Source organism: Micromonospora citrea (genome assembly GCF_900090315.1).
Taxonomy (GTDB): Bacteria; Actinomycetota; Actinomycetes; order Mycobacteriales; family Micromonosporaceae; genus Micromonospora; species Micromonospora citrea.
In genome coordinates, this window is sequence record NZ_FMHZ01000002.1 from 1988184 (window position 1) to 2013224 (window position 25041).

Here is a 25041-nt window from a genome sequence, read left to right on the forward strand (position 1 = left end):
ACCGCCACGGCGGGTCGCCGCCGCGCGGGTGGCCCCGACGCCGGCGAACTCTCGCTACGTGGCCATCCGACCACGGAGCGGTACGAACGGTTGATTGACAGATTCCTTTATTTACACATGTCTTGATGAAGGGATCTTCCATCGCCAGGATGCACCGAAAGTGCCCGCACCAGGGGGCACACACGGTTTCGCCTCACAAAAGGAGCGTCGGGACAGTGAAACCACGACGATGGCGAATGGCAGCGGTCGGCCTGGCGGTCGGCCTCACCCTCCCGATCGGCGCCGGCGGACCAGCCGCCGCCGGACCCGATCCCACCCGGGCCGAGGCCCGTGCCGTGGCCGAGAAGGTCGACAGGAAACTCACCGCCCGGCTCGCCGGGCAGACCAAGGCCAGCTTCTGGGTCTTCCTCGACAGCAAGGCCGACCTGTCCGGCGCGGCCAAGCTGCGGCGCAAGGCGGACAAGGCCGCGTACGTCCACCGCACCAAGACCGCGCACGCCGCGCGCAGCCAAGCCGGCCTGCGGGCCGCGCTGACCGCCAAGGGCGCCGAGTTCACCCCGTTCTGGCTGGTCAACGCGATCAGGGTGACCGGCGACGCCGAACTGCTCGGCGACCTCGCCGTCCGCTCCGACGTCGCCGAGATCCTCGCCGACGACCCCGTCGACATCCCCGAGCCACTGCCCGGCGACACCGTCCCCGCCACGGACGCGGCGGAGTGGAACATCGACCGGGTCGGGGCTCCCCGGGTCTGGAACGAGCTGGGCGTACGCGGCGAGGGCATCGTGGTCGCCAACATCGACAGCGGGGTCGACGTCACCCACCCCGCGGTGGCCGCCAGCTACCGGGGCCGCAACGGCGACGGCACGCTCGACCACAACTACAACTGGTTCGACCCGGCCGACGTCTGCCCCACCGCCGCCCCGTGCGACAACAACGACCACGGCACGCACACCATGGGCACGATGGTCGGCGCGGACGGCGCCAACGTCATCGGCGTGGCCCCCGGCGCGCGGTGGATCGCCGCCAAGGGCTGCGAGACCAGCGGCTGCTCGCGGGCGTCGCTGCTCGCCTCCGGCCAGTGGATCGTCGCGCCGACCGACCTCAACGGCGCGAACCCGCGCCCGGACCTCGCCCCCGACATCGTGAACAACTCCTGGGGCTCCAGCGCCTACGACCCGTGGTACACCGAGACCGTCTCGTCGTGGGTGGCCGCCGGCATCTTCCCGGCCTTCTCCAACGGCAACAGCGGCCCGAGCTGCAACACCTCCGGCAGCCCCGGGTCGTACACGATCAGCTACAGCTCCGGGGCGTTCGACGTGAACAACGCGATCGCCAGCTTCTCCAGCCGGGGCACCGGCGAGAACAGCGACATCAAGCCGAACATCGCCGCGCCGGGCGCCAACGTCCGCTCCTCGGTGCCGGGCGGCTACGCGTCCTTCAGCGGCACCTCGATGGCCTCGCCGCACACGGCGGCGACCGTGGCGCTGATGTGGTCGGCCTCGCCGGCCATCCAGGGCGACATCGCCGAGACCAGGCGCATCCTGGACGACACCGCGATCGACGTCGACGCGCTCACCTGCGGCGGCACCATCGACGACAACAACGTCTTCGGCGAGGGGCGGCTCGACGCGTACGCGGCGGTCAACGCCACCCCCCGGGGCGCCCTCGGCGCGCTGGGCGGCCAGGTCACCTCGGGCGGCGCGCCGCTGGCCGGGGCGAGCGTGACGGTCACCGGCCCGATGAGCCGCGCCGCCACCACCGCCGCCGACGGCTCCTACGCGTTCGACCGGCTGATGGTCGGCGCGTACACCGTCTCGGTGAGCAAGTTCGGCTACCTGACGGCGACCACCTCGGTGACGGTCACCGAGAACCAGACGGTCGACGCGGACGTCACCGTCGAGCAGGCCCCGTCGGCCACGCTCAGCGGCACCGTGCGCACGTCGGCCGGCCCGGCCGCCGGTGCCAGCGTCACCGTCGTCGGCACCCCGCTCGCGGCCACCGCCGACGCCCAGGGCCACTACCGGGTGACCGTGCCGCAGGGCACGTACGACGTCCGCTTCGCGCACACGTACCGCTGCTCGGACGTGGTGACCCGGCCCGCGCAGGTCGCCGCGGACACCGTCCTGGACGTCACGCTGCCCGACCGGGTCGACGCCTTCGGGTACGCCTGCGGCGCGGCCGAGGGCTCCTTCGTCAGCGGCACGGAGCTGATGCCGCTGACCGGGGACGACCGGACCGCGCCCGTCACGCTGCCCTTCCGGGTGCCGCTGTACGGCAGGTCCTACCGGCAGGCGTGGGTCAGCACCAACGGCGTGCTCGGCTTCGACACCGCGTCGACCAGCCGCGCCAACACCGCCCTGCCGAACACCACCAACCCCGACCTCGCGCTCTTCCCGTTCTGGGACGACCTCTACGTGGAGGCCGACTCGGGGATCTACACCGCCGTCACCGGAGCCCGGCCGCACCGCACCTTCGTGGTGGAGTGGCGCAACGTGTCGATCTTCGCCGACCGGTCCATGCGGCTGACCTTCAGCGCCGCCATCAGCGAGGACGGCTCGATCACCTACCGGTACGCCGACGTCGACGGCAGCGGGGCGGAGACCGGCACCGGCGCCACGATCGGCCTGGAGAACGCCGACGGCACGGTGGGCTTCGAGTACTCGTACAACGCCCGGGCGGTCGCCGACGGCACGGCGATCGCGTTCCGCACGACCCGCTCCGGGGTGCTCTCCGGCGTGGTCACCGACGCCAACGACGGCCGGCCGGTCGCCGGTGCCACGGTGACCGCCCGGACGAGCGGGGCGACCGCCACGGAGACGACCGAGGCCGACGGCTCGTACCTGATCCAGGCCCCGACCGGCGCGGTCGAGTTCGACGTCGAGAAGGAGCACTACGAGCCGGCCGCCGGCACGGTGACGGTGTCGGCCGGCGCGGCCCAGGTCCGCTCGGCGGCGCTGCGCACCGCCCGGGTGACCACCCCGACGACCGAACTGACCGTCGTCGCGGCGGCCGACCAGACGCGGGCCCGCCAGATCGCCCTCAGCAACACGGGCGCGCTGGGCACCGACGTCACGGTCACCGAACTGAACGCCGACGGCGCGCCGCAGGACATCGGCTGGCTGGCGCTCTCCGGCGCGACCGGCACGCTGGCCAGCGGCGGCCGGCACACCGTCGGCGTGGCCGTCGACACCGCGGGCCTGCCCCCTGGCACCCACCACCGGGCGAAGCTGCGGATCTCCTCGGCCAGCGGTCGCCAACCGGTCCTGGTCGTCCCGGTCACCCTGGTGGTACCGAGCCAGGTCCTGGCGATCGACGCCGGGGCGGGCGCGGCGCGGGCCGACGTGGAGGGCCAGACCTGGTCGCCGGACCGGGCCTGGGCGGCCGGCGGCGCGGGCTATCTCGGCAACTCCAGCCGGCAGTCGACGGGCACCCCGATCACCGGCACCAACGACCCGGCCCGCTTCGCCGACCTGCGGGAGGGGATGTACGAGTACCGCGTCGACGGGCTCGCCGACGGCTGGTACACGGTGGAGCTGGACTTCGCCGAGGTCCGCCGGCAGTCCCCGGACAAGCGGATCTTCGACGTGCTGGTCGAGGGCCAGGAGGTGCTGCCGTCGCTGGACGTGGCCGGTGAGGTGGGCAGCTTCGCCGCGCTGAGCCGGACCTACACGGTCCGGGTGACCGACGGCCAGCTCAACGTGCGGTTCGTCACGCACAAGGGCTTCGGCCAGCCGATCGTCAACGCGCTGCGGGTGACCGACCGGCCGGACCTGGTCGCCTGACCGGACGCACGAAACGGCGGGGCCCGGCCGTGACCGGCCGGGCCCCGCCCGTGTGCGGGTGGCGGGGTCAGTCCCCGTCGCGCGCGAGCAGCCCGGCCCGCCGCGCCGTCAGCGCGGGCAGGTCGACGGAGACCTTCCACGGCCGCTCGGTGACGAAGAGGTCCTCGGTGTGGGTCACCGCCTCGTACTCGCCGGCGGGGCCGAGCGCGTATTCCGTGAGGGTCATCCGCTCGTGCAGCGGGTCGACCACCCAGTACGTCCGCACCCCGGCGTGCGCGTAGACCTTCGCCTTGTCGTAGAGGTCGCGGAACGTGGAGGTCGGCGAGAGGACCTCGACGGCCAGCAGCGCGTCCTCGACGGGTACGGGCGAGCGGTCGGCGTGCTCGCGGCGGATGGCGACCACGTCGGGGCGCGGCTCGTTGCGGCGGTCGATGCGCATCGACAGGTCGATGCTGACCAGGTAGTCGGCGGGACAGTTGACCCGGAGCGCGAGCAGCAGCTCGACGCACAGGTCCTGATGCACGGCGGTGGGGGACGGCACGATCAACCTTCCGTTGACCAACTCGTACGGAAGGTCCTTCGGCAGGTCACCGAGGTCGTCGACCGTCCACTCCGACCGCTCGGGCAGGATGGGCGCCACGGTCATGGCTCCTCCTTCCAGGGGCGACATCACCCTACGTAGGGATCACGTCACCCGCCGCCACCGACACGCTCAGCGGGGCCGGCCGTCGCCGCCCTTGCCGAGCTTGTTGAAGTCGATCTTCGGCAGCTTGAAGCCCGGCGGGAGGCCCTGGCCGGCGGCCAGGTCGTTCGGGTCCATGCCCGGCGGGAGCTGCGGCATGCCGCCCGGGAAGCCGCCCGGCATCCCGGCGCCCGCCCCGGCGCGCGGCCGGTTGCCGCCCTTGGTGCCCTTGCGCTTGTTCTTCGGCGACTTGGTCGCCTTGCGCCGGCCGCCGCCCGGCAGGCCCATCATGCCGCCCATCTGCTTCATCATCTTCTGCGCGTCGGCGAAGCGGTTGAGCAGCTGGTTTACGTCCATCACCGTGACGCCGGAGCCGTTGGCGATGCGGGCCCGGCGCGAGCCGTTGATGATCTTCGGGTTGCTCCGCTCGCCCGGCGTCATCGACCGGATGATCGCGGTGACCCGGTCGAAGTGCTTGTCGTCCAGCTCGGCGAGCTGGTCCTTCATCTGCCCCATGCCCGGCATCATGGCCAGCACGTTGGCGATCGGGCCCATCCGGCGGACCGCGATGAGCTGGTCGAGGAAGTCCTCCAGGGTGAACTGCTCGCCGCCCATCAGCTTGGCGGTCATCTTCTCCTTCTGATCGGCGTCGAAGGCCTGCTCGGCCTGCTCGATCAGAGTGAGGACGTCGCCCATGCCGAGGATCCGGCTCGCCATCCGGTCGGGGTGGAAGACGTCGAAGTCCTCCAGCTTCTCGCCGGTGGAGGCGAACAGGATCGGCTGCCCGGTGACCTCCCGGACCGACAGCGCCGCGCCGCCGCGGGCGTCGCCGTCGAGCTTGGAGAGGACCACGCCGGTGATGCCGACGCCGTCACGGAACGCCTCGGCGGTGCGTACGGCGTCCTGACCGACCATCGCGTCGATGACGAAGATGACCTCGTCGGGGTCGACGGCGTCGCGGATGTCGGCGGCCTGCCGCATCATCTCGGCGTCGATGCCGAGCCGGCCGGCGGTGTCGACGATGACGATGTCCCGGGCCGCCCGCCTGGCGTGCTCGATCGAGGCGCGGGCCACCTGCACCGGGTCGCCGGTGCCGTTGCCGGGCTCCGGGGCGTACACCTCGACGCCGGCGCGGCCACCGAGCACCTGGAGCTGCCCGACGGCGTTGGGGCGCTGGAGGTCGGCGGCGACCAGCAGCGGCTGGTGCCCCTGGGCCTTGAGCCAGCGGGCCAGCTTGCCGGCGAGGGTGGTCTTGCCGGAACCCTGGAGGCCCGCCAGCATGATCACGGTCGGTGGCTGCTTGGCGAACTGGAGCCGCCGCCCCTCGCCGCCGAGCACGTTGATCAGCTCTTCGTTGACGATCTTGACGATCTGCTGGGCGGGGTTGAGCGCCTGGGAGACCTCGGCGCCGCGCGCCCGCTCCTTGACGGCCGCGATGAAGCCCTTCACCACCGGCAGCGCGACGTCCGCCTCCAGCAGCGCGAGGCGGATCTCGCGCGCGGTGGCGTCGATGTCGGCGTCGGTGAGCCGACCCTTGCCGCGGAGCTTGGTGAAGATCCCGGACAGGCGGTCACTCAAGGTGTCAAACACGCGAACATCCCGTTTGTCAGTGTTCCGGCGGGCAGATCGGCGACCGGGCGAGGTGTCCGGCCACCGCTAGGGTATCCGGCCGCCCGCACGGCCGCTCCGGGCCGGGCGCAGCCGGGCCTGGCGCTCACACGGCGGCCAGCACCGCGGCCTCCAGCCGGGCGCGGGCGACGTCGTCCGGCCAGCCGCCGACGAGGTAGAACGCGTCCACCACGTCCCCGCCGAGGGTGGAGATCCGCGCCGCCCGCACCTGGGCGCCGGCCTCGTCGAGGGCGCAGGTGACCCGGTAGAGCAGCCCGGCCGCGTCGGCGGCGCGCAACTCCAGCAGCACGGCGTCGGTGGCCGCCTCCCGGTGCCAGACCACCCGCGGCGCGGCCCCCTCCGCCCGCGCCGCGAGGGCCCGGCCGCGCAGCCGCTGGGTGACCGAGACGTCGCCGTTCACCGCGCGGCGCAGGTCGGCACCGAGCGCGACCGGGTCGGGCGCCAGCCCGTGGCGGGGCTGCACCCGGCACTCGACCAGGGCCCGGCCGTCGACCGTGGCGGCGTCGGCGGAGATCACCTCCAGCCGGTGCAGGGCCAGGCAGCCGGCCACCGTCGCGAGCAGGCCGCGCCGGTCCGCCGCGGCCACCGCCACCCGGTCCCCCGTCAGGTGTACGACCGGCAGGGGCCCCGCCAGCAGCGCCGGGTCCGGAGCGGGCGGGGCGGGCGGCGAGCCGGTGTCCAGCGCGGTGCGCACCCGGGCGACCAGTTCGGCGACCAGCCGGCCCTTCCACTGCGACCAGGCCGCCGGCCCGGTGGCGGCGGCGTCCGCCCGGACCAGGGCGTGCAGCAGGTCGAGGGTGGTGGCGTCGCCGACCCGCTCGGCCACCCCGGCGATGGTGACCGGATCGGCGAGGTCACGCCGGGTGGCCACGTCGGGCAGCAGCAGGTGCAGCCGGACCAGCGTGCCGATCAGTGCCGCCTCGGGGGCGGGCAGGCCGATCCGGGCGGCCACCGCCTCGGCGAGCGGTGCCCCGGCCGCGCTGTGGTCGGCGGGCGTGTGCCCCCCGTCGCCCCCGGCCGGCAGCCCCTTGCCGATGTCGTGCAGCAGGGCGCCGAGCAGCAGCAGGTCGGGGCGGTCCACCTCGCGGGTGTGCCGGGCGGCCTCGGCCGCGGTCTGCACGAGGTGCCGGTCGAGGGTGAACCGGTGCACCGGGTTGTGCTGCGGGAGGCTGCGCAGCCGGGTCCACTCGGGCAGCCAGCGCTCGACCAGCCCGTACCGGTCGCAGGTCTCCCAGGCCGGCACCAGGCCGGGACCGGCGCCGAGCAGGGTGACCAGCGCGGCCCGGGCCTCGGCCGGCCACGGCGCCGGCAGCGGCGGGCAGTACGCGGCGAGCCACTCGCAGGTGGCGCGGGCGATCGGCAGCCGGGTGGTGGCCGCGGCGGCGGCGACCCGCAGCGACAGGCTCGGGTCGGGCCGGGCGCCGATCGCGGTACGGGCCAGCACCAGCTCGCCGTCGTGCGCCACGACGTCCCGGGCGACCGGCCGGCGCAGCGGTCGCCCGTCGGCCCCCCGGCGGCGGCCGGAGCGGAGCCGGTCGGCGGCGCGGAAGGCGTCGTCGAGGGCGTGGCTGACGGTCCGGGCGTCGCCGGCGATCCGGCGCAGCAGCGCGTCCCCGTCACCGACGGCGCGCGGCGCGCCGGGCGGGGAATGCGGCGGTGGCACGGCCCCGGGCGGTGGCGACGGCGTGGCGCCGGGCGGTGGCGACGGCGCGGCGCCGGGCGCCCCGGGCAGGGGGCGTGGCGGCGGCGCGGCCTCGGCCGGGCCGGGCGCGGGCTGGCGCAGCCCGAGCAGCGCGGCGACGCCGTCGCGTTCCTGGGCGACCAGCCGGTCGACCCGGCGGCCGACCTGCGTGTGCAGCGCGTCCCTGGTGTCCAGCAGCCGCCGGTGCGCGGCGTGGACGGCGGGGCGCAGGGCGTCGGTGATCCCGGCGGTGGCGATGGCCCGCAGCAGGCCGACGTCGCGCAGCCCGCCGGCGGCCTCCTTCAGGTCGCCTTCGAGCAGGAAGGCCAGCTCGCCGTGGGCCTCCCAGCGGGCGGCGGTGAGCTCGCGCAGCCCCGCGAGCCGCCGCACGGCGGTCCGTCGCCAGTGGTCGAGAGCGGCCCGGACGAGGGTGTCGGCGAGCGCGGCGTCCCCGGCCACCAGCCGCGCGTCCAGCAGCCCGAGCGCCACCTTCACGTCGTCGCGGGCGACCGCCAGCGCCTCGTCGACGGTCCGCACGGAGTGGTCCAGCCGCAGCCCGGCGTCCCAGATCGGATACCAGAGGGAGGCGGCCAGCTCGTCCACGCCGGCCACCCCGGCGTGCAGCAGCACGAGGTCCAGGTCGCCGTGCGGGGCGCACTGCCGCCGTCCCAGCCCGCCGACGGCGACCAGCGCCACCCCCGGCCGGGCCGGCAGCAGCCCGCCCAGCCACCGGTCGTGGGCGTCGGCTCGGGCGGCCCGGGCCGCCTCCCCGACGCCCCCGGCCGCCCCGCCGCCCGGGAGGCCCGCGCCGCCGTCCCCGGCGTGCCCCGGCGCGGCCCTCCCGATCGGCGAGGTCATCCCGGTCGTGGCCCGCTCAGAGCGCGTCGAGGCCGCGTTCGCCGGTGCGGACCCGGACGACCTCGTCGACGGTGGTCACCCAGACCTTGCCGTCGCCGATCCTGCCCGTCCGGGCGGCGGCCACGACGGCGTCGACGATTTTCTCGACGTCGATCTCGTCGGTGAGCACCTCCACCCGGATCTTGGGCAGGAACTCGACCGTGTACTCGGCACCCCGGTAGACCTCGGTGTGCCCCTTCTGTCGGCCGTAGCCCTGGACCTCGCTGACGGTCAGGCCGGCCACGCCGAGGGCGTGCAGGGCCTCCTTCACCGCGTCCAGCTGGTACGGCTTGATGACCGCGGTCACCAGCTTCATGTCCAACCCCTCCCTCACCGGAACGTTAACCGGCGACCTTCTCGTCGACCGGCCCGGCGGCCGGCTCGTCAGCACTCCCGCCAGCCTTGTCGTCGGCAGGCGCGGCGGGGGACGCGGCGGGCGCGGCCGCCGCCTGCTTCCCTCCGCCCAGCCCGGCCAGGGCGAAGGCGCTGCCGCCGCCGCTGCCCGCCGCCGGTGACAGGTCGTAGCCGCTCTCGGCGTGCTCGGCGATGTCGATGCCGCCGACCTCGTCCTCGGCCCGGACCCGGAAGCCGATCGTCTTCTCGATCACGAAGGCGAGCACCCAGGCCACCGCGAAGGACCAGGCGGTGACGATCAGGCCGGCCAGGGCCTGCCGGCCGAGCTGGGTAGCCCCACCACCGTAGAACAGGCCGTCGGAGGCGCCGACCACGTCGGTGATCGCGCCGTTGACCGAGTTGGTGGCGAACAGGCCGAGCCAGAGCGACCCGATCCAGCCGCCGACGAAGTGCACGCCGACCACGTCGAGCGAGTCGTCGTAGCCGAGCCTGTACTTCAGGCTGATCGCCAGCGCGCAGACCGCCCCCGCGACGACGCCGAGCAGCGTCGCCGCCCAGGGCGCGACGAAGCCGCAGGCCGGGGTGATGGCGACCAGACCGGCGACGGCGCCGGACGAGGCGCCGACCAGGGTCGGCTTCCGGTCCTTGATCCACTCGACGGCGATCCAGCCGAGCACGGCGGCGGCGGTGGCGAGCTGGGTGTTGACGAAGGCCAGGCCGGCGACCGAGTCGACGGTGAGCTCGGAGCCGGCGTTGAAGCCGAACCAGCCGAACCAGAGCAGCCCGGCGCCGAGCGCGACGAGCGGGATGTTGTGTGGCTTCATGCCCTCCCGGGGCCAGCCGAGCCGCTTGCCGAGCACCAGCACCAGGGCCAGGGCCGCCGCGCCGGCGTTGATGTGCACGGCGGTGCCGCCGGCGAAGTCGAGCGCGTGGATGTCGCCGCCGATGATGCCGCCGCCCCACACCCAGTGCGCGACCGGAAAGTAGACGAGGGTCGCCCAGCCGATCGCGAAGAGCAGCCAGCCGGCGAACTTCGCCCGGTCGGAGATCGCACCGCTGATCAGCGCGACGGTGATCACGGCGAACATCATCTGGAAGGCCATGAACACGTAGAGCGGGACGCCGATGCCGCTCGGGTTCTCCGCCGTCGCGCCCCACAGGTCGGTCTCGGCGAGGAAGGTCTTGGTGCCGAGGTAGGCGCCCGGGTCGCCCCAGAAGCCGTTGACATCGCTGCCGAACGCGATGCTGAATCCGTAGAACCACCACAAGACGGAGATGAGCCCGATGGCGGAGAAGCTCATCATCATCATGTTCAGCACACCCTTGGCCCGGTTCAGGCCGCCGTAGAACAGCGCCAGCCCGGGCGTCATGAGCAGCACGAGCGCCGTCGACACCAGCAACCAGACGGTGTTGCCGGAATCGATCGTGGGTGCTTCAGGCACACCGGCCTCCTAAATGTGAAGTTCCCTCCTTCCCGGCTTCCGGGGCAGCGTCGCCCGTACGCCGGATGCGCGGAAGCCTGCTCGCTCCCTGTTTCCCCCAGCGTCACCCGTCGATTTCCGGACGGTGACGGCTTGTTTCGGACGTGTGAAGAGAACCTCACCGCGGCGCGCGGCGGCACCCACCGCTCAGCGCAGCGCGTACTCCAGCGCGTGGCGCTCGTAGTCGAGCAGCCGCAGGTCCCGCATCGGCCGGCGCAGGTGCCCCTTGTGCACGATCCGGACGAACGCCGGCTCACCGGCGGCGGCCATCCGGCGGATGCCCTCGACGTGGTCCACGATCCGCTTGCGGATGGTCCGGATCAGCCGGTGCCGGTCGCGCGGGATCAGCCCGTACGCGTCGGCGAAGAGGCGCAGCCGGCGCGGCCGGTCCGGGTGCTTCCAGCCGAGCGTGATGGAGTCCCGGTCGGAGAAGATCGGCACCCAGGTCCAGGCCGCGTACGCCACGTCGTAGATCCGCGCGCCGGGCGAGGCGAGGTCGAAGTCGATCAGCCCGAGGGTGCCGTCGGGCCGCCAGATCACGTTGTGCGGGGCGGCGTCGTGGTGACAGATCACCTCGGTGTCCGGCGGCGGCGGGCCGAACGAGCGCCAGACCGCGCCGGGCGGCGGCACGAAGCCGTACTGGGCGTCGTGGAACATCCGCAGCATGGTGGCCACGGTCACCAGCGCCTCGTCGGTGACCCAGTGCGGGGCCAGCGGGTATTCCCCGCACTCCCCCTCCAGGTATGACAGGACCTCACGGTTGCGCTCGTCCATGCCGAGCGCGCGGGGGGCGCCGGTGAAGCCCACGTACTCCAGGTGGCGCAGCAGGGCGTGCACCGAGGGCGTCCACGGCCCGGCGTTGCGCCGGACCGTGTCGCCGACCCGGACCACGGTGCTGACGTTCCCGCCGTGCAGCGGGATCTCCTGCGAAGTCACGTACGGTCTCCCGAGGCGCTGCGACGGGTGGCTGGGGTCGCGCCACCCGGCGTAGGCGCGATCGTCGGTCGTCACTGCGAGGTTACGCGTCCCGGGCGAGCGGCTCGGTACCGAGCAGCGCGTCGACGAACTGCGCGGGGTCGAACGGCGCCAGGTCGTCCTTGCCCTCGCCCAGCCCCACCAGCTTGACCGGGATGCCCAGCTTGCGCTGCACGGCGATCACGATGCCGCCCTTGGCGGTGCCGTCGAGCTTGGTGAGCACCACGCCGGTCACGTTGACGACCTCGGTGAAGACGCGGGCCTGCTCCAGCCCGTTCTGGCCGGTCGTGGCGTCCAGGACCAGCAGCGTCTCGTCGATCGGGCCGTGCTTCTCCACCACCCGCTTGACCTTGCCCAGCTCGTCCATCAGGCCGACCTTGTTCTGCAGGCGGCCGGCGGTGTCGATCAGCACGGTGTCCACGCCCGTGTCGATGCCCCGCTTGACGGCGTCGAAGGCCACGCTGGCCGGGTCGGCCGCCTCCGGGCCCCGGACGGTCTCCGCGCCGACCCGCCCGCCCCAGGTCTCCAGCTGGTCCGCGGCGGCGGCCCGGAAGGTGTCGGCGGCGCCGAGCAGCACGCTGCGGCCGTCGGCGACGAGCACCCGGGCGATCTTGCCGCAGGTCGTGGTCTTGCCCGCGCCGTTGACGCCGACCACCAGCAGCACCGCCGGCACGCCGTCCTTGCCGGCGGTGCGCAGCGACCGGTCCAGCGTCGGGTCGAGCGCGTTGACCAGCTCGGCGGCGAGCAGCGCGCGCAGCTCGGCGGCCGACCGGGTGCCGAGGACCCGGGTGCGCTCGCGCAGCCGGTCGACGATGTCCCGGGTGGCGTCGATGCCGACGTCGGCGGTGATCAGGCTGTCCTCGATCTCCTCCCAGGCGTCCTCGTCGAGGTGGTCGCGGCTGAGCAGGCCGAGCAGGCTCTTGCCGAAGACGTTCTGCGAGCGGGAGAGCCGGGACCGCAGCCGGACCAACCGCCCGGCGGTCGGCTCGGGGACCTCCAGCACCGGGGCCGGGGCCTCCACGACCGGCGGCTCCACCAGGATCCCGGTGGAGATCTCGGCCTCCGGCGCCTCCACCGGCGGGCCGGCCAGGTCCTCCTCGGCCCTGGTCTCGACCTCCGTCTCGGGCAGCGGCGGCTCCGGACGCCGGCGCAGCCGCGGCACGACCAGCCCGATGCCGCCAAGGATCAGCACGCCGAGCAGGGCGAGTGCGATGAGGAGGTATTCGGTCATGCCGGAATCCTTCCAGATGCCGGCGAAGCTGTCCCAGCCACCGCTCCCGGCGGCCCCTCCGGGAACCCGGCGTAGGCTCGGTCACAGCCAGCAGTGGTGCGACCGCCGGCCGGGTAGTAAAGATGAAGTCCGCTCACCTGGAGGTCGACCATGCCCGCGGCACACCTGCTCATCGGCCCGTTGCTGCGGCGGGTGGTCGGGACGCGGGCCACCGTCTGGGTCGAGACCAGCGCGCCCGCCGTGGTCACCGTCCGCACCGCCGGCGGCGCCGTCGGCACCGCGCCCACCTTCTCCGCGTACGACCACCACTACGCGCTCGTCGTGGTGGAGGGGCTCGCCCCGGACAGCGCGACCACCTACGAGGTGCTGATCGACGACGAGGTCGCCTGGCCGGTGGCGAAGAGCGGCTTCCCGCCCAGCGTGATCCGCACCCGGCCGGCCGACGACCTCGACCGGCCCGTCCGGCTCGTCTTCGGCTCCTGCCGGGAGACCACCCAGCACGCCACGACCCGGCGGCTGCCCCCGGACGCGCTCGACGCGTACGCCCGGCGGCTCATGGCCGCCCCCGACCCGGCCGACCTGCCCGACCTGCTGGTCCTCCTCGGCGACCAGGTCTACGCCGACGTGACCTCCCCCACAGTGCGGCGGCTGCTGAAGCGGCGCCGGCGGCGGCCGAAGGGCGCCCCGGCCGACCAGGTGGTCAGCTTCGACGAGTACACGAAGCTCTACCTGGAGTCCTGGCGCGACCCGGAGATCCGCTGGCTGTTCTCCACCGTGCCGAGCGTGATGATCTTCGACGACCACGAGGTCATCGACGACTGGAACACCTCGGCCTCCTGGCGGGCCGACATGCGCGAGCAGCCGTGGTGGGCGGAGCGGATCACCAGCGGCCTCGCGTCCTACTGGGTCTACCAGCACCTGGGCAACCTCTCCCCCGACGAGATCGCCGCCGACCCGGTCTACGCCAAAGTCGTCGCGGCGGAGGACGCCACCGGCGTGCTGCGCGAGTTCGGGCAGCGGGTCGACACCGAGGCCGACCTCGCCCACGACACCGAGCGGTGGCGCGCCGTGCAGTACCAGTGGAGCTACGCGCTGGACCTGGGCCGGACCCGGCTGGTCATGCTCGACAACCGGTGCAGCCGGGTGCTGGAGCCCGGCCAGCGGGCCATGCTGCCCCCGGGCGAGTGGTCGTGGTTCCTCGACCGGGCCCACGGCGTCTACGACCACCTCGTGGTCGGCTCCTCGCTGCCGTGGCTGCTGCCGCCGGGCATCCACCACGTCGAGGCGTGGAACGAGAAGCTCGCCGACTCCCGGCGGCGCTGGATCGGGCGCCTGTCCGAGAAGCTGCGCCGAGGGCTGGACCTGGAACACTGGGCCGCCTTCCGCCGCTCGTTCGACGCGCTGGGCGCGCTCTTCGCCCGCATCGGCAGCGGCACACCGGGCGGACCGGGCGAGCGGGTCGGGGCCGGGCCCGCGTACGCGCCGCCGGCCTCGATCAGCGTGCTCTCCGGTGACGTGCACCACTCGTACGTGGCGCGGGCCCGGTTCGACGACCGGAGCGTCGTCACCCCCGTGCACCAGCTCACCTGCTCGCCCATCCACAACCAGGTGCCCGCCGGGATGCGCCCGCTGATGCGGCTGGGCTGGTCGCCCGGCCCCGCCGGGGCCACCCGGGCGCTCGCCCGCTCGGCCGGGGTCCGCCGCCCGTCGCTGCGGTGGAAGCGGCTGGCCGGCCCGTACTTCGGCAACGCCGTCGCCACGCTGGTGCACACCGGTCGGGCCGCCGAGGTGACCATCGAGGGCACCACGAGCGACGGCCACCTGCGGCCGGTGATGCGGCAGCGCCTGGCCGACGGCGACTGAGCCACCGGCCGGGCGCGGGCGCGATAACCGGTCGCGATTGTCGGACCGCTCGGTGAGGATGGCCCGCATGACCTGGCGAGCACCGGAGATCACCCGGACCCCCGAGCCCTACGTCGGCGACGAGCGCACCATGCTGGAGGGCTGGCTGGATTACCACCGGCAGACCCTGCTGCTCAAGTGCGCCGGGCTGACCGCGGAGCAGTTGAAGACGCCAAGCGTCGAGCCCTCCGGGCTGACCCTGCTCGGCCTGGTCCGGCACCTGGCCGAGGTGGAGGCCTGGTGGTTCCGGGAGAACCTCGCCGGCGAGCGGGTCGACTACCCCTACTTCACGCCCGACAACCCGGACGCCGACCACGACGTCAGCGCCGCCGACGCCGAGGCCGACTTCGCCACCTTCCACCGCGAGGTGGAGCTGGCCCGGAGGGCCGCGGCGGGCCGCTCGCTCGACGAGACCTTCACCGAGGTCGGCCCGAAGCGCCGCACGTTCAACCTGCGCTGGGTCTACGTGCACATGATCGAGGAGTACGCCAGGCACAACGGGCACGCCGACCTGATCCGCGAACGCATCGACGGCGTCACCGGGGACTGATCCCCTCCGGCCGCCGCGCCTGGCCGACCCGCCCGGCGTGCGGCAGGCGTTCGCCGGGCGGGGGTCCGACAGCCAGCTCGACGCCGGCGCCGTCCACGGTGACCGGGGTGCGGGGCCTGTGCTGACCGGCCCGCCGGTCGGGCGACGCCGGCCCCGGCTCAGTACGCCAGCGCCGCCCGCAGGTAGCGCAGGTCGGCCGGGCCGCTCCAGCGCAGCGCCGAGAGCCCGGCGGCGCGGGCGCCCCGGACGGCCCAGTCCTCGTCGTCGACGAAGAGCACCCGCCCCGGCGAGGTCTCCAACGCCTCGCAGGCGGCCTGGAAGTACTCCTTCGCCGGCTTGTGTACCCCGATCTTCGACGAGTTGACCACCACGTCGAACTCGCCGACGAGGCCGAGCGCCGCCAGGTCGGCGTCGAGCAGGTCGGTGGCGTTCGTGCCGAGCCCGACCCGGATGCCACCGGCCCGCGCGTCGCGGACCACGTCGAGCACCTCCCGGTCCACCTCGCCCCGGTAGCGCTGCCACTGCTCCACCGCCGCCCGGGCCCGCTCGCGGCTGCCCACCGACTCGGTGAGCGCGTCGGCGACGCTGGCCACCCAGTCGGCGTGGCTGACCTCGCCGGTCAGCACGGGCCGGAGCCGCCCCCACTGCATGGCGATCTCGGTGAGCACGCCCTCGGAGAGGCCGTACTCCCGCTCCACGCCGGCGGCCACCGCCGGGTCCCAGCGCCGCAGGACGCCGTCGAAGTCCACCAGGAGCGCCGTGGCGCGTTCCCGACCCACTACTCGTTCTCCTCGCCGCGGCCGTGCCGCTCGTCGTCGGTGTCGGCCCGGTTGAGCCGTTGGCTGATCACCTGGGTCACCCCGTTGCGCATCGTCACGCCGTACAGGGCGTCGGCGACCTCCATCGTCCGCTTCTGGTGCGTGATGACGATGAGCTGGCTCTTTTCCCGCAACTGGGCCAGCAGCGTGATCAACCGGCCCAGGTTGACGTCGTCGAGCGCCGCCTCCACCTCGTCCATGATGTAGAACGGGCTGGGCCGGGCGCGGAAGATCGCCACCAGCATCGCGACGGCGGTCAGCGACCGCTCGCCGCCGGAGAGCAGCGACAGCCGCTTGATCTTCTTGCCCGGCGGGCGGGCCTCCACCTCGACGCCCGTGGTGAGCAGGTCGTCGGGGTCGGTGAGCACGAGCCGCCCCTCGCCGCCGGGGAAGAGCACCGTGAAGACCTGCTGGAACTCCCGGGCCGTGTCCTCGAACGCGCTGGCGAAGACCTCCAGGATCCGGTCGTCGACGTCCTTGACCACGGTGAGCAGGTCGCGGCGGGTGGCCTTGAGGTCCTCCAGCTGCTCGGAGAGGAACTTGTAGCGCTCCTCCAGCGCGGCGAACTCCTCAAGCGCCAGCGGGTTGACCTTGCCGAGCAGGGTGAGTTCCCGTTCCGCCTTGGCGGCCCGCTTCTCCTGCACCGGCCGTTCGTAGCGCACCGGCTCGGGCACCGGCAGGCCGTCGCGCTCGGCGGCGGCCACGTCGGCCTGCGTGGGCGGCACGGGCTGGTGCGGGCCGTACTCGGCGATGAGGGTCTCCACGTCCAGCCCGAAGTCCTCCGCCGCCTTGGCCTCCAACTGCTCGATGCGCAGTCGCTGCTCGGCGCGGGCCACCTCGTCCCGGTGCACCTGGCTGGTCAGCCGCTCCAGCTCGGCGGCGAGCCGCTTGGCGGCGCCGCGTACCTCCTGGAGCTCGGCCTCGCGGGAGGCGCGTTCGCGCGCCACGGCGTCGCGGTGCTCCTCGGCCGCCGCGATGGAGGCGGCCAGCCGGGTCAGGGCCTCCCGGGCGCCGCCCGCCACGGCGCGGGCGATCCCCGCGCCCCGGGTGCGCGCCGCCCGCCGCGCCGCCGCGCGTTCCCGCGCGGCCCGCTCCGCGTTGGCCTGCCGGCGCAGCGAGTCGGCGCGGCCGGCGATCGAGGAGACGCGCTCCTCGGCGGTACGCACCGCGAGCCGGACCTCCATCTCGTTCTGCCGCGCCTGCGGCACCATCGCGGCGAGCTGGTCGCGCTCCTCGGTGGAGGGTTCCGCGTCGACGGGGGTCTCCTCGGCCAGCCGCAGCCGCTCCTCCAACTCGGCGAGGGTGAGCAGGTCCCGTTCCCGGGCCGCCTCCGCGCGGGCCCGGGACTCGCCGAGCCGGTCGGTCTCCGCCTTCGCCGAGCGGGCCGCCGCCCCCAGCTCGGCCAACCGCCGGGCGGCGGCGTTGCGGTGGCTCTCGGCCTCCCGCTTGGCGGCGCTGGCGTGCTGCACCGCCTCCTTGGCGGCGGTCACCTCGGCGCGGGCGTCGACGAGCTGTTCGCGCAGCTCCGCGCCGGTGTGCTCGGCGGCGAGCCGGTTCGACCGGGCCTCCTCGACCGCCGCCTGCACCTCGATGAAGCTGGGCGCCTTGGCCGACCCGCCGGCCGCCGCGTACGCCCCCACCACGTCGCCGTCGGGGGTGACCGCGCGCAGCTCCGGGTTGCCGGCGACCACCTCGGCGGCGGCGGCGAGGTCGTCGACCAGCACCACGTCGCGCAGCGCCCGGTGCACCGCCGGGCGGATCTGCGGGGAGCACTCCACCAGGTCGGGCGCCCAGCGGGCGCCGTCGGGCAGCTTCGGCCGCAGCGCGTCGACCGGGGCGTCCATGCCCGGCCCGGCGGGGCTGCCGACCAGCAGGCCGGCGCGACCGGCGTCGGAGATCTTCAGCAGCCGCATGGCCTCGACGGCCTCGTCGACGCCGCTGACCGCGACCGCGTCGGCGAGCCCGCCGAGCGCGGCGGCCAGCGCGGCCTCCTGCCCGGGGGCCACGGTGAGCAGCCCGGCCAGGCTGCCCAGCAGGCCGGGCACCTCGTCGGCGCGGGCCAGCAGCGCGCCCGCGCCGTCCTTGCGGCGCAGGCCGAGGGCGAGCGCCTCCTCCCGGGCCTTCCAGGTGGCGGCGTCCTTCTCCGCGGCCCGCTCGGCGTCGGTCAACGATCGCACCGTGGCCTGCGCCCGCTCCAGGGCGGCGACCGCCTCGGCGTGCCGGGCGTCGAGGTCGGCGTTGTCCCGGTCCGCCTCGGTGGACTGCTCGGCGACCGCGTCCAGCTCGGCCTGCGCCTGCTCGGCCCGGGCCAGCGCGTCGGCGTGCGCGGCGGCGAGCCGCTCGATCTCCTCGCCCCCGCTGGTCGTCCGGGCCCGCGCAGAGTTGACCTGCCCGGTCAACCGGGCCAGCCCCTCCCGCCGGTCGGCGATCGCCTTGGCCGCGGCGACCAGCTCGCGCTCGGCCGCGGCGAGCTGCCGCTCCAGCTCCTGGCGGTGCTCGACGGCCTCGGCCAGCCGGATCTGGTCGTCGGTGAGCGCGGCGCGCAGCTCCTCCTCCTGCTCCCGGACCCGCTCGGCCTCGGCCTCCAACTGGTCGGGGTCGCGGCCGGGGCGCTCGTCGTCCGGCGTGGCGCTGAGGTGCCGCAGCCGCTCCCGGGCGAGCTGCTCGATGGAGCGGAACCGCTCGGAGAGGGCGGAGAGCTTGTACCAGGTGTCCTGCGCGGCGGCCAGCAGCGGCGCGTCCTCGGCGAGGGCCGCCTCCAGCTCGCCCAGCCGCGCCTGCACCTCGGTGTGCTCGGCCTCGACCTGCTCGCGTCGCGCGCGTACCGCCGTCTCGTCGGCGATCTCCCGGTCGAGGGTGGCGCGCAGGGTGGCCAGGTCGTCGGCGAGCAGCCGCAGCCGGGCGTCACGCAGGTTGGCCTGGATCGCGGCGGCGCGCCGGGCCACCTCGGCCTGCCGGCCCAGCGGCTTGAGCTGGCGGCGCAGCTCGGCGGTCAGGTCGGTCAGCCGGTTGAGGTTGGTCTGCATCGCGTCGAGCTTCCGCAGTGCCTTTTCCTTGCGCTTGCGGTGCTTGAGGACGCCGGCCGCCTCCTCGATGAACGAACGCCGGTCCTCCGGCTTGGCGTGCAGCATGCCGTCGAGCCGACCCTGGCCGACGATGATGTGCATCTCCCGGCCGATGCCGGAGTCCGACAGCAGCTCCTGGATGTCGAGCAGCCGGCAGGAGTCGCCGTTGATCTCGTACTCGCTCTCGCCGGAGCGGAACATCCGACGGGTGATCGACACCTCGGTGTACTCGATCGGCAGCGCGCCGTCGGTGTTGTCGATCGTGAGGGTCACCTCGGCCCGACCCAGCGGCGCCCGGCCGGCCGTGCCGGCGAAGATGACGTCCTCCATCTTGCCGCCGCGCAGCGCCTTGGCGCCCTGCTCGCCGAGCACCCAGGCGATGGCGTCGACGACGTTGGACTTGCCGGAGCCGTTGGGGCCGACCACGCAGGTGATCCCCGGCTCCAGCTTCAGCGTCGTCGCGGAGGCGAAGGACTTGAAGCCCTTCACCGTCAGGCTCTTGAGATGCACCTTCTCGATCCTCGTCCGGTGGCCGCCGTACCGTCGCCGGCTGCGCGGACCTGGGTGAACCCGCAGACTAACCCGGGACCGGCGGCGGCCCGGCACGCGACCCGCCTGGTGGGCTCCCGGCCGGACCGTACGGCGGGGGCGGCGGGTGCCCGTCCGGCGGCGACGGAGCGGCCCCCATTCACAGTTCTCGGACCGGTCGGCGCAAGATCGCGAATTGACGTCGACGAAAAGGGTGCGGACAAAGCTGCGCGCCGGCACGGAAGTGTCGGCGCGCTTTTTGCGTGATGCGATTCAGTTTTCGGAACCCGAGGCTCAGGTCAGCGCGGGCTCGGCCAGACGGAGCAGGTCGTCCGCCTCCGCCGCAGCCGCCGCGAGCCGATCGTTCTCGGCACGCAGCCGCGTGATCTCGAACTCCAGAGCCCGAACCGTGGCACGCAGTCGGGTGACCTCGTCGAGCAGACGCCGATCGGGCGCTGCGCCTACGTGGCCGTACAGGGCCTTAGCCATGATGACTCCTTGATATGCGCTGCCGGAAAGGCCGGCCAACGCGCGCCCATGTGTACGCGGCTGTCATTTCCAGACGATTCTGGGCACGACCGGGCGCGACTGGCGACACCTACATATTGAGCCGATACCCCCTCCGTCGTCAAGTTCTCGCAGGCCGTAGATCATTTCCACGTCGACCTGTCCACTTGTCGGGGGGCTGCCACAAGGCGCGGACACGCTCTGTCCGGACACCCTGACTCTACGCCTCGTATCCCCGGAAGTCCCTACCCGGCCGTCCGACTTCCCCTTAACTCTTCCTTAGCCACGTTGCCGCTGTTCCTTCCCGACACGTAGCGTCACCCCGGCCCGCAACCCGACCCCGTGGAGGCACAGGCGTGTACCGCTGGACCGACCCGAACGACCCGGACGGCGCCCCCGGACGCCCCGAGCAGCCGCTGCGCGAGGAGCCGGCCTGGCTGACCGACCGTCCGGAGCCGAGGTCGGCCTACCTGTTCGGCGACGACCCGGACCGTCCCGCCGACGAGTGGCACCGCGACCAGCCGACCCCGCGCTGGCAGGCCGAGCCGACCACGACCTGGCAGGCCGAGCCCGCGGAGCCGCACCGGCCCTGGCAGGGCGGGGACACCCGGCCGGGCGGGCGCCGGCAGGGCGAGGCCGGCGAGCGCTGGCACACCGACACCGACCGCCGGGCGGACGGGCCGTACGCTGCCCCGGCCGCCGGCCGGCCGATCGACGCCCCGACCGCCGCGTTCGACCTCGCGGGGCACGGCGACTCCCCGGCCGCGACGGCGCCCGCCGAGGGCCGGCACCGCTTCCACCGCCGCCTCTCCCGCCCCGCGCTGATCGGCGGCGCCGCCGCGGCGGCCACGCTGGTGGTCAGCCTGGGCGTCGGCGCGGTCGCGCTCGGCGACGGCCCGGAGACCGACCGGACCGCCGCGGCCGACACCGTCGCCGGCGCACCGGCCCCGGCGGGCACCGAGGGCACGCCGGGCGACGCGCTGGCCGCGCCCACCCCGAGCGCCGCACCGACCACCGCGAAGCCCACCCCGACGCCCACCAGGACGACCAAGCCCACCCCGGCGCCGTCCCGCTCCACGGCGCCGTCGCGGCGCACCGTCGAGCGGAGCAGCGCGCCGACCACGAAGGCTCCCGCCAGCAGCGGCGTCAGCGCCCAGGCCCGCGAGGTGGTGAACCTGGTCAACGCCGAACGGGCCAAGGCCGGCTGCGGCGCGCTGAGCGTCGACACCAAGCTGATGACCGCCGCGCAGCGGCACAGCCAGGACCAGGCCGACCACCGGAACATGTCGCACACCGGCAGCGACGGCAGCGACGCCGGGGAGCGGCTGGACCGCGTCGGCTACGCCTGGCGCACCTACGGCGAGAACGTGGCCTGGAACCAGAAGACGCCCGCGGCGGTGATGGACGCCTGGATGAACAGCCCCGGCCACCGGGCCAACATCCTGAACTGCGCCTTCACCGAGATCGGCGTCGGTGTCGCGAGCAGCAACGGGCCGTACTGGACGCAGGTCTTCGCCGCGCCGCGCTGAACGCGAGTCGTGGCCGGGTCCGCGCTCGTTTGACCGGGTGAGGTACGCCGCACCGGCGTACCCGCCCGGGCGGCACGGGGCCGCCCGCGACCTGCGGAGCTGCCGATGCGGATCGGGCCGCGTACGCGCGCCCTCGGGCGGGGCCCGCGCGGGATCCTGGCCCGCTGCGCCGTACTCGCGCTGCTGACCGCAGTCGGCGCCTGCCGGGTGGCGCTCGCCCCGCCCGGCGCGCCGACCACCTGGCCGGTGGAGTCGGCCGGGCGGTGGCAGTGGCAGTGGCAACTGAGCGGGGTGCTGGACCCGACCGTCGACGCCGACGTCTTCCTGCTCGACCCGGTCGCCACCACCGCCGCCGAGACCGCCGAGCTGCGATCCCGGGACCGTCGGCTGGTCTGCCTGGTGCACGTGGGATCGGTCGCGCCCGCCGACCCCGACGCGAGCCGCTTCCCGACCGCCGTACGCGGCGCCCCGGCCCCGCGCCCGCAGAGCCGGTGGCTCGACGTGCGGCAGTGGGACGCGCTGCGGCCGGTGCTGGCGGACCGGTTCCGGCTCTGCCGGGGCAAGGGCTTCGGCGCGGTCGCGCTGGCCGACGCCGACGGGTACGCCCGACGCTCCGGTTTCCCGCTCGGCTTCGACGACCAGTTGCTGTTCAACCGCCGCCTGGCCGAGCTGGCCCGGTCCCTGGACCTCTCCCCCGGCCTGGTCAACGCCGTGCCGCAGGTGGCCGCCCTGGCACCGGACTTCGACTTCGCCGTCAACGAGGAGTGCGTCCGGCTGGGCCTGTGCGCCAAGCTGCTGCCGTTCGTCGAGGCGGGCAAGCCGGTGTTCCACGTGGAGTACACGGGCGCAACCACGGACTTCTGCGTCACCACGGTGGGCTACGGCTTCTCCTCGATCCGCAAGGAGCGACGGTTGGACGCCTGGCGGATCCCCTGCCCGACGGCGCACGCGACCGGGTGACGGCGCGCGTGGCCGGGCGACGGCGCGCGTGGCCGGGCGACGACGCACGCGACCGGGTGACAGCGCACGCGACCAAGCAACGGCGCGCGTGGCCGGGCGACGGCGCGCGTGGCCGGGCGACGGCGCGCGTGGCCGGGCGACGGCGGGAGGCCGGACCGCGGGTGCGGTCCGGCCTCCGGAGTGGGGTGGGTCAGCGCGCGCCGACCAGCTCCGGTGTCGGGGCCGGCGGGTCCGTGGGAGCGTCCGCGGCGGGGCGCGCCCGCAGGAACTTCGGGGCCCACCAGTTCGCGTCGCCGAGCATCGTCATCAGCGCCGGCAGCACCACCGCGCGGATGATCGTGGCGTCCAGCAGGATCGCCGCCGCAAGTCCGATGCCGAGCTGCTTCATGTCGATCGTGCTCAGCGTGGCGAAGATCGAGAAGACCCCGACCATCACGATCGCCGCGCTGGTCACCACGCCCGCCGACGAGGTGATGCCGTACGCCACCGCGTCCCGGTTCGACATGCCGGCCCGGACGCCCTCGCGGATCCGGCTCACCACGAAGACGTGGTAGTCCATCGAGAGTCCGAACAGCACCACGAAGAGGAAGAGCGGCAGCCAGGTGACGATCGCGCCCATCGAGGTGAAGCCGAGCAGCCCCTCGGCCCAGTCGCCCTGGAAGACCAGCACCAGCAGCCCGTACGCGGCGCCGGCGGAGAGCAGGTTGAGCAGGATCGAGCTGAGCGCGACCACCACCGAGCGGAACGTCAGCACCATCACCACGAAGGTCAGCACCAGCACGAAGCCCATGACGATCGGCAGCTTGTCGCGGATGTGCTGCGCGTAGTCCTCGCTGTCGGCGATGTCGCCGCCGACGGCGTACTCCACGCCGGGCACGCCGCCGAGCGCGGCCGGGACGAGGTCGTCGCGCAGCCGGTCCAGCGAGCGGCCGGCCTCGTCGGTGCGGCTGGTGTGCGGGGTGGCGACCTCCAGCACGGAGACCCGCCGGTCGGCCGAGACCTCGATCTTCGGGCCGTCCGCCTCGACCGGCGCGAAGAGCGGGTCGGCCGACGCCCTGGCCGCCAGCGCGGTCAGCGCCGCCGCGACGCGGTCCGCCTCGGCGGCCGGCGCCCGCACCGCGACCGTGTGGCTGGTGCCGTTGCTCGGGAACGCCGCGGTGAGCCGGTCGTACGCCTGCATGGCCGCCGTGCTGCGGGGCAGGTCCTCCATGCCGGGGAACTTCATCTTCATGCCCAGCGCGGGTGTGGCCAGGGCGAGCAGCAGCCCGACCGAGATCACCAGGGTGGCCACCGGCGCCCGGAGCGCGGGCTTCAGCACGGCCGGCCAGAACCGGGGCCGCGCCTCGCCGTGCCGCCCGGTACGCGGAGCGGTGAGCCGCCACAGCAGGGGCACCCGGGGACGGTCGACCCAGCGGCCGAGCTTGGCCAGCAGGGCCGGCAGCACGGTCAGCGAGCCGATCACCGCGACCGCCACCACCAGGATCGAGCCCACGGCGAGGGAGGAGAAGATGGCGTCGTTGGCGAGCAGCAACCCGCCCATCGAGATCATGACGGCGAAGCCGGAGACCACGACGGCGTGACCGGAGGTCTCCGCGGCGATCTCCACGGCGTCCAGGCCGGAGCGTCCCCTGGCCCGTTCCTCCCGCTCGCGTCGCACGTAGAACAGCGAGTAGTCGACGCCGACCGCCATGCCGATCAGCAGGATGACGCTGGCCGTCGTGTCGGTCGCCGGCACCAGGTGCGAGGCGAGCGTCGACAGCCCCATCGCGGCGGCGACCGAGGAGAGCGCCAGCAGCACCGGCACCCCGGCGGCGATCAGCGCGCCGAACGCGATGATCAGGATGGCCAGGGTCACCGGCAGGCTGAGCAGTTCGGCCCGCTTGAAGTCCTCGCCGAGCGTGTCGTTGAGCGCCTTGTTGATCGACGGTCCGCCGACCTGCTCGACCCGCAGCCCCGGGTGCCCGTCCTGCACCTGCGCGGTGGCGTCCCGCAACGGCTGCACCCGGTCGGACGCGGTCTCCGGGTCACCCGACATCGTGATCGGCAACAGCAGCGCGGAGCCGTCCCGGGCCGTCACCGGCTGGCCGACCGAGGCGACGCCGGTCACCGAACGCAGCCGGGCCGCCGCGTCGTCGGCCGCGGCCTTCGCGGCGGCCGGGTCGAGCGTCCCGCCACGCGCGGTGATCAGGACGTTCTCCACCGCCGGGTCGTCGAAGTCGCCGGCGTCGACGATGAGCCCGGCCCGGCCCGACTCGCCGACGGCCTGGTCGGCGCCGGTCGCCTCCTTGAGGCCCGCGGCGTTCCCCCCGACGAAGCACACCGCCACGAACACCACCCACAGGGCGATGGCCCGCCACGGGTGCTCCGCGCTCCACCGCGCCAACCGCACCGTCACCGGTCTTGCCATTCCGGGTCCCCCTGTCACGTCAACCCCCTGTCAACGGGTCGACGCTATGGGCGGGCCGGGCCC

15 protein-coding genes and 1 pseudogene are annotated in these 25041 nt (G+C 74.2%); 5 read left to right on the forward strand and 11 right to left on the reverse strand.

Annotated features, from left to right (window positions below; translation table 11 throughout):
• Positions 1 to 236 precede the first annotated feature (236 nt).
• Positions 237 to 3782, forward strand: a complete 3546-nt coding sequence (locus GA0070606_RS09160; protein ID WP_091096787.1) for a S8 family serine peptidase — start codon at positions 237 to 239, stop codon at positions 3780 to 3782.
• A 67-nt stretch (positions 3783 to 3849) separates the two neighbouring features.
• Here the strand turns inward: GA0070606_RS09160 and GA0070606_RS09165 are convergent, their stop codons facing one another.
• From GA0070606_RS09165 to ftsY, 7 genes and pseudogenes are all read right to left on the reverse strand, one after another.
• Positions 3850 to 4428, reverse strand: a complete 579-nt coding sequence (locus tag GA0070606_RS09165; RefSeq protein ID WP_091096789.1) for a Uma2 family endonuclease — start codon at positions 4426 to 4428, stop codon at positions 3850 to 3852.
• 66 nt (positions 4429 to 4494) lie between these two features.
• Positions 4495 to 6054 carry a signal recognition particle protein gene (ffh, locus tag GA0070606_RS09170; RefSeq protein ID WP_091096791.1) on the reverse strand — a complete coding sequence of 520 codons (1560 nt, stop codon included), beginning with the start codon at positions 6052 to 6054 and terminating at the stop codon, positions 4495 to 4497.
• 124 nt (positions 6055 to 6178) lie between these two features.
• Positions 6179 to 8545, reverse strand: a pseudogene (locus tag GA0070606_RS33990) (HD domain-containing protein); the annotation flags it as partial.
• Between the two features lie 103 nt (positions 8546 to 8648).
• On the reverse strand, positions 8649 to 8987 hold the full coding sequence (locus tag GA0070606_RS09185; protein ID WP_091096793.1) for a P-II family nitrogen regulator: 339 nt from the start codon (positions 8985 to 8987) through the stop codon (positions 8649 to 8651).
• A 25-nt stretch (positions 8988 to 9012) separates the two neighbouring features.
• Entirely contained in the window at positions 9013 to 10467 is a 1455-nt protein-coding gene (locus tag GA0070606_RS09190; protein ID WP_245724624.1) for an ammonium transporter, read from the reverse strand.
• 186 nt (positions 10468 to 10653) lie between these two features.
• The gene (locus tag GA0070606_RS09195) at positions 10654 to 11517 is read right to left on the reverse strand and encodes a phosphotransferase (RefSeq protein ID WP_176737276.1); all 864 of its coding nucleotides are present in this window, start codon (positions 11515 to 11517) and stop codon (positions 10654 to 10656) included.
• 7 nt (positions 11518 to 11524) lie between these two features.
• The gene (ftsY, locus tag GA0070606_RS09200) at positions 11525 to 12712 is read right to left on the reverse strand and encodes a signal recognition particle-docking protein FtsY (protein ID WP_091096795.1); all 1188 of its coding nucleotides are present in this window, start codon (positions 12710 to 12712) and stop codon (positions 11525 to 11527) included.
• A gap of 150 nt (positions 12713 to 12862) precedes the next feature.
• On the opposite strand from ftsY, the gene GA0070606_RS09205 reads away from it, so the two are divergent.
• Both GA0070606_RS09205 and GA0070606_RS09210 read left to right on the forward strand, forming a co-directional pair.
• Positions 12863 to 14575: an alkaline phosphatase D family protein gene (locus GA0070606_RS09205; RefSeq protein WP_091096798.1), complete on the forward strand. Its 1713-nt coding sequence runs from the start codon at positions 12863 to 12865 to the stop codon at positions 14573 to 14575.
• 67 nt (positions 14576 to 14642) lie between these two features.
• Complete coding sequence (locus tag GA0070606_RS09210; protein WP_091096800.1) at positions 14643 to 15164, forward strand: DinB family protein; 522 nt, start codon at positions 14643 to 14645, stop codon at positions 15162 to 15164.
• Positions 15165 to 15322: 158 nt separating this feature from the next.
• Here GA0070606_RS09210 and GA0070606_RS09215 read toward each other — a convergent pair whose 3' ends face one another.
• The 3 genes from GA0070606_RS09215 to GA0070606_RS09225 all read right to left on the reverse strand — a co-directional run bounded on the left by GA0070606_RS09215 (position 15323) and on the right by GA0070606_RS09225 (position 20064).
• A complete protein-coding gene (locus GA0070606_RS09215) occupies positions 15323 to 15943 on the reverse strand; it encodes an HAD family hydrolase (protein WP_091096802.1) in 621 nt (206 codons plus the stop codon).
• On the reverse strand, positions 15943 to 19557 hold the full coding sequence (gene smc / locus GA0070606_RS09220) for a chromosome segregation protein SMC (RefSeq protein WP_091096804.1): 3615 nt from the start codon (positions 19555 to 19557) through the stop codon (positions 15943 to 15945). The genes GA0070606_RS09215 and smc overlap by 1 nt, the downstream gene beginning before the upstream one ends.
• A 312-nt stretch (positions 19558 to 19869) precedes the next feature.
• Positions 19870 to 20064 (reverse strand): hypothetical protein, encoded by a 195-nt coding sequence (locus GA0070606_RS09225; protein WP_091096806.1) that lies wholly within the window; start codon positions 20062 to 20064, stop codon positions 19870 to 19872.
• Positions 20065 to 20438: 374 nt separating this feature from the next.
• On the opposite strand from GA0070606_RS09225, the gene GA0070606_RS09230 reads away from it, so the two are divergent.
• Together GA0070606_RS09230 and GA0070606_RS09235 are read left to right on the forward strand one after the other, a co-directional pair.
• The gene (locus GA0070606_RS09230; protein ID WP_091096808.1) at positions 20439 to 21611 is read left to right on the forward strand and encodes a CAP domain-containing protein; all 1173 of its coding nucleotides are present in this window, start codon (positions 20439 to 20441) and stop codon (positions 21609 to 21611) included.
• Positions 21612 to 21716: 105 nt separating this feature from the next.
• Positions 21717 to 22571 (forward strand): endo alpha-1,4 polygalactosaminidase, encoded by an 855-nt coding sequence (locus GA0070606_RS09235; RefSeq protein ID WP_091096810.1) that lies wholly within the window; start codon positions 21717 to 21719, stop codon positions 22569 to 22571.
• A gap of 190 nt (positions 22572 to 22761) precedes the next feature.
• Here the strand turns inward: GA0070606_RS09235 and GA0070606_RS09240 are convergent, their stop codons facing one another.
• The gene (locus GA0070606_RS09240; RefSeq protein WP_091096812.1) at positions 22762 to 24978 is read right to left on the reverse strand and encodes an MMPL family transporter; all 2217 of its coding nucleotides are present in this window, start codon (positions 24976 to 24978) and stop codon (positions 22762 to 22764) included.
• Positions 24979 to 25041: the final 63 nt, after the last annotated feature.

What these genes read in the sequence shown, in the direction of transcription:
- GA0070606_RS09160 (WP_091096787.1), top strand. Translation starts at nt 237, where the DNA reads ATGGCAGCGGTCGGCCTGGCGGTCGGCCTCACCCTCCCGATCGGCGCC.
- GA0070606_RS09165 (WP_091096789.1), bottom strand. Translation starts at nt 4,428, where the DNA reads ATGACCGTGGCGCCCATCCTGCCCGAGCGGTCGGAGTGGACGGTCGAC.
- GA0070606_RS09185 (WP_091096793.1), bottom strand. Translation starts at nt 8,987, where the DNA reads ATGAAGCTGGTGACCGCGGTCATCAAGCCGTACCAGCTGGACGCGGTG.
- ftsY (WP_091096795.1), bottom strand. Translation starts at nt 12,712, where the DNA reads ATGACCGAATACCTCCTCATCGCACTCGCCCTGCTCGGCGTGCTGATC.
- GA0070606_RS09205 (WP_091096798.1), top strand. Translation starts at nt 12,863, where the DNA reads ATGCCCGCGGCACACCTGCTCATCGGCCCGTTGCTGCGGCGGGTGGTC.
- GA0070606_RS09210 (WP_091096800.1), top strand. Translation starts at nt 14,643, where the DNA reads ATGACCTGGCGAGCACCGGAGATCACCCGGACCCCCGAGCCCTACGTC.
- GA0070606_RS09225 (WP_091096806.1), bottom strand. Translation starts at nt 20,064, where the DNA reads ATGGCTAAGGCCCTGTACGGCCACGTAGGCGCAGCGCCCGATCGGCGT.
- GA0070606_RS09235 (WP_091096810.1), top strand. Translation starts at nt 21,717, where the DNA reads ATGCGGATCGGGCCGCGTACGCGCGCCCTCGGGCGGGGCCCGCGCGGG.
- GA0070606_RS09240 (WP_091096812.1), bottom strand. Translation starts at nt 24,978, where the DNA reads ATGGCAAGACCGGTGACGGTGCGGTTGGCGCGGTGGAGCGCGGAGCAC.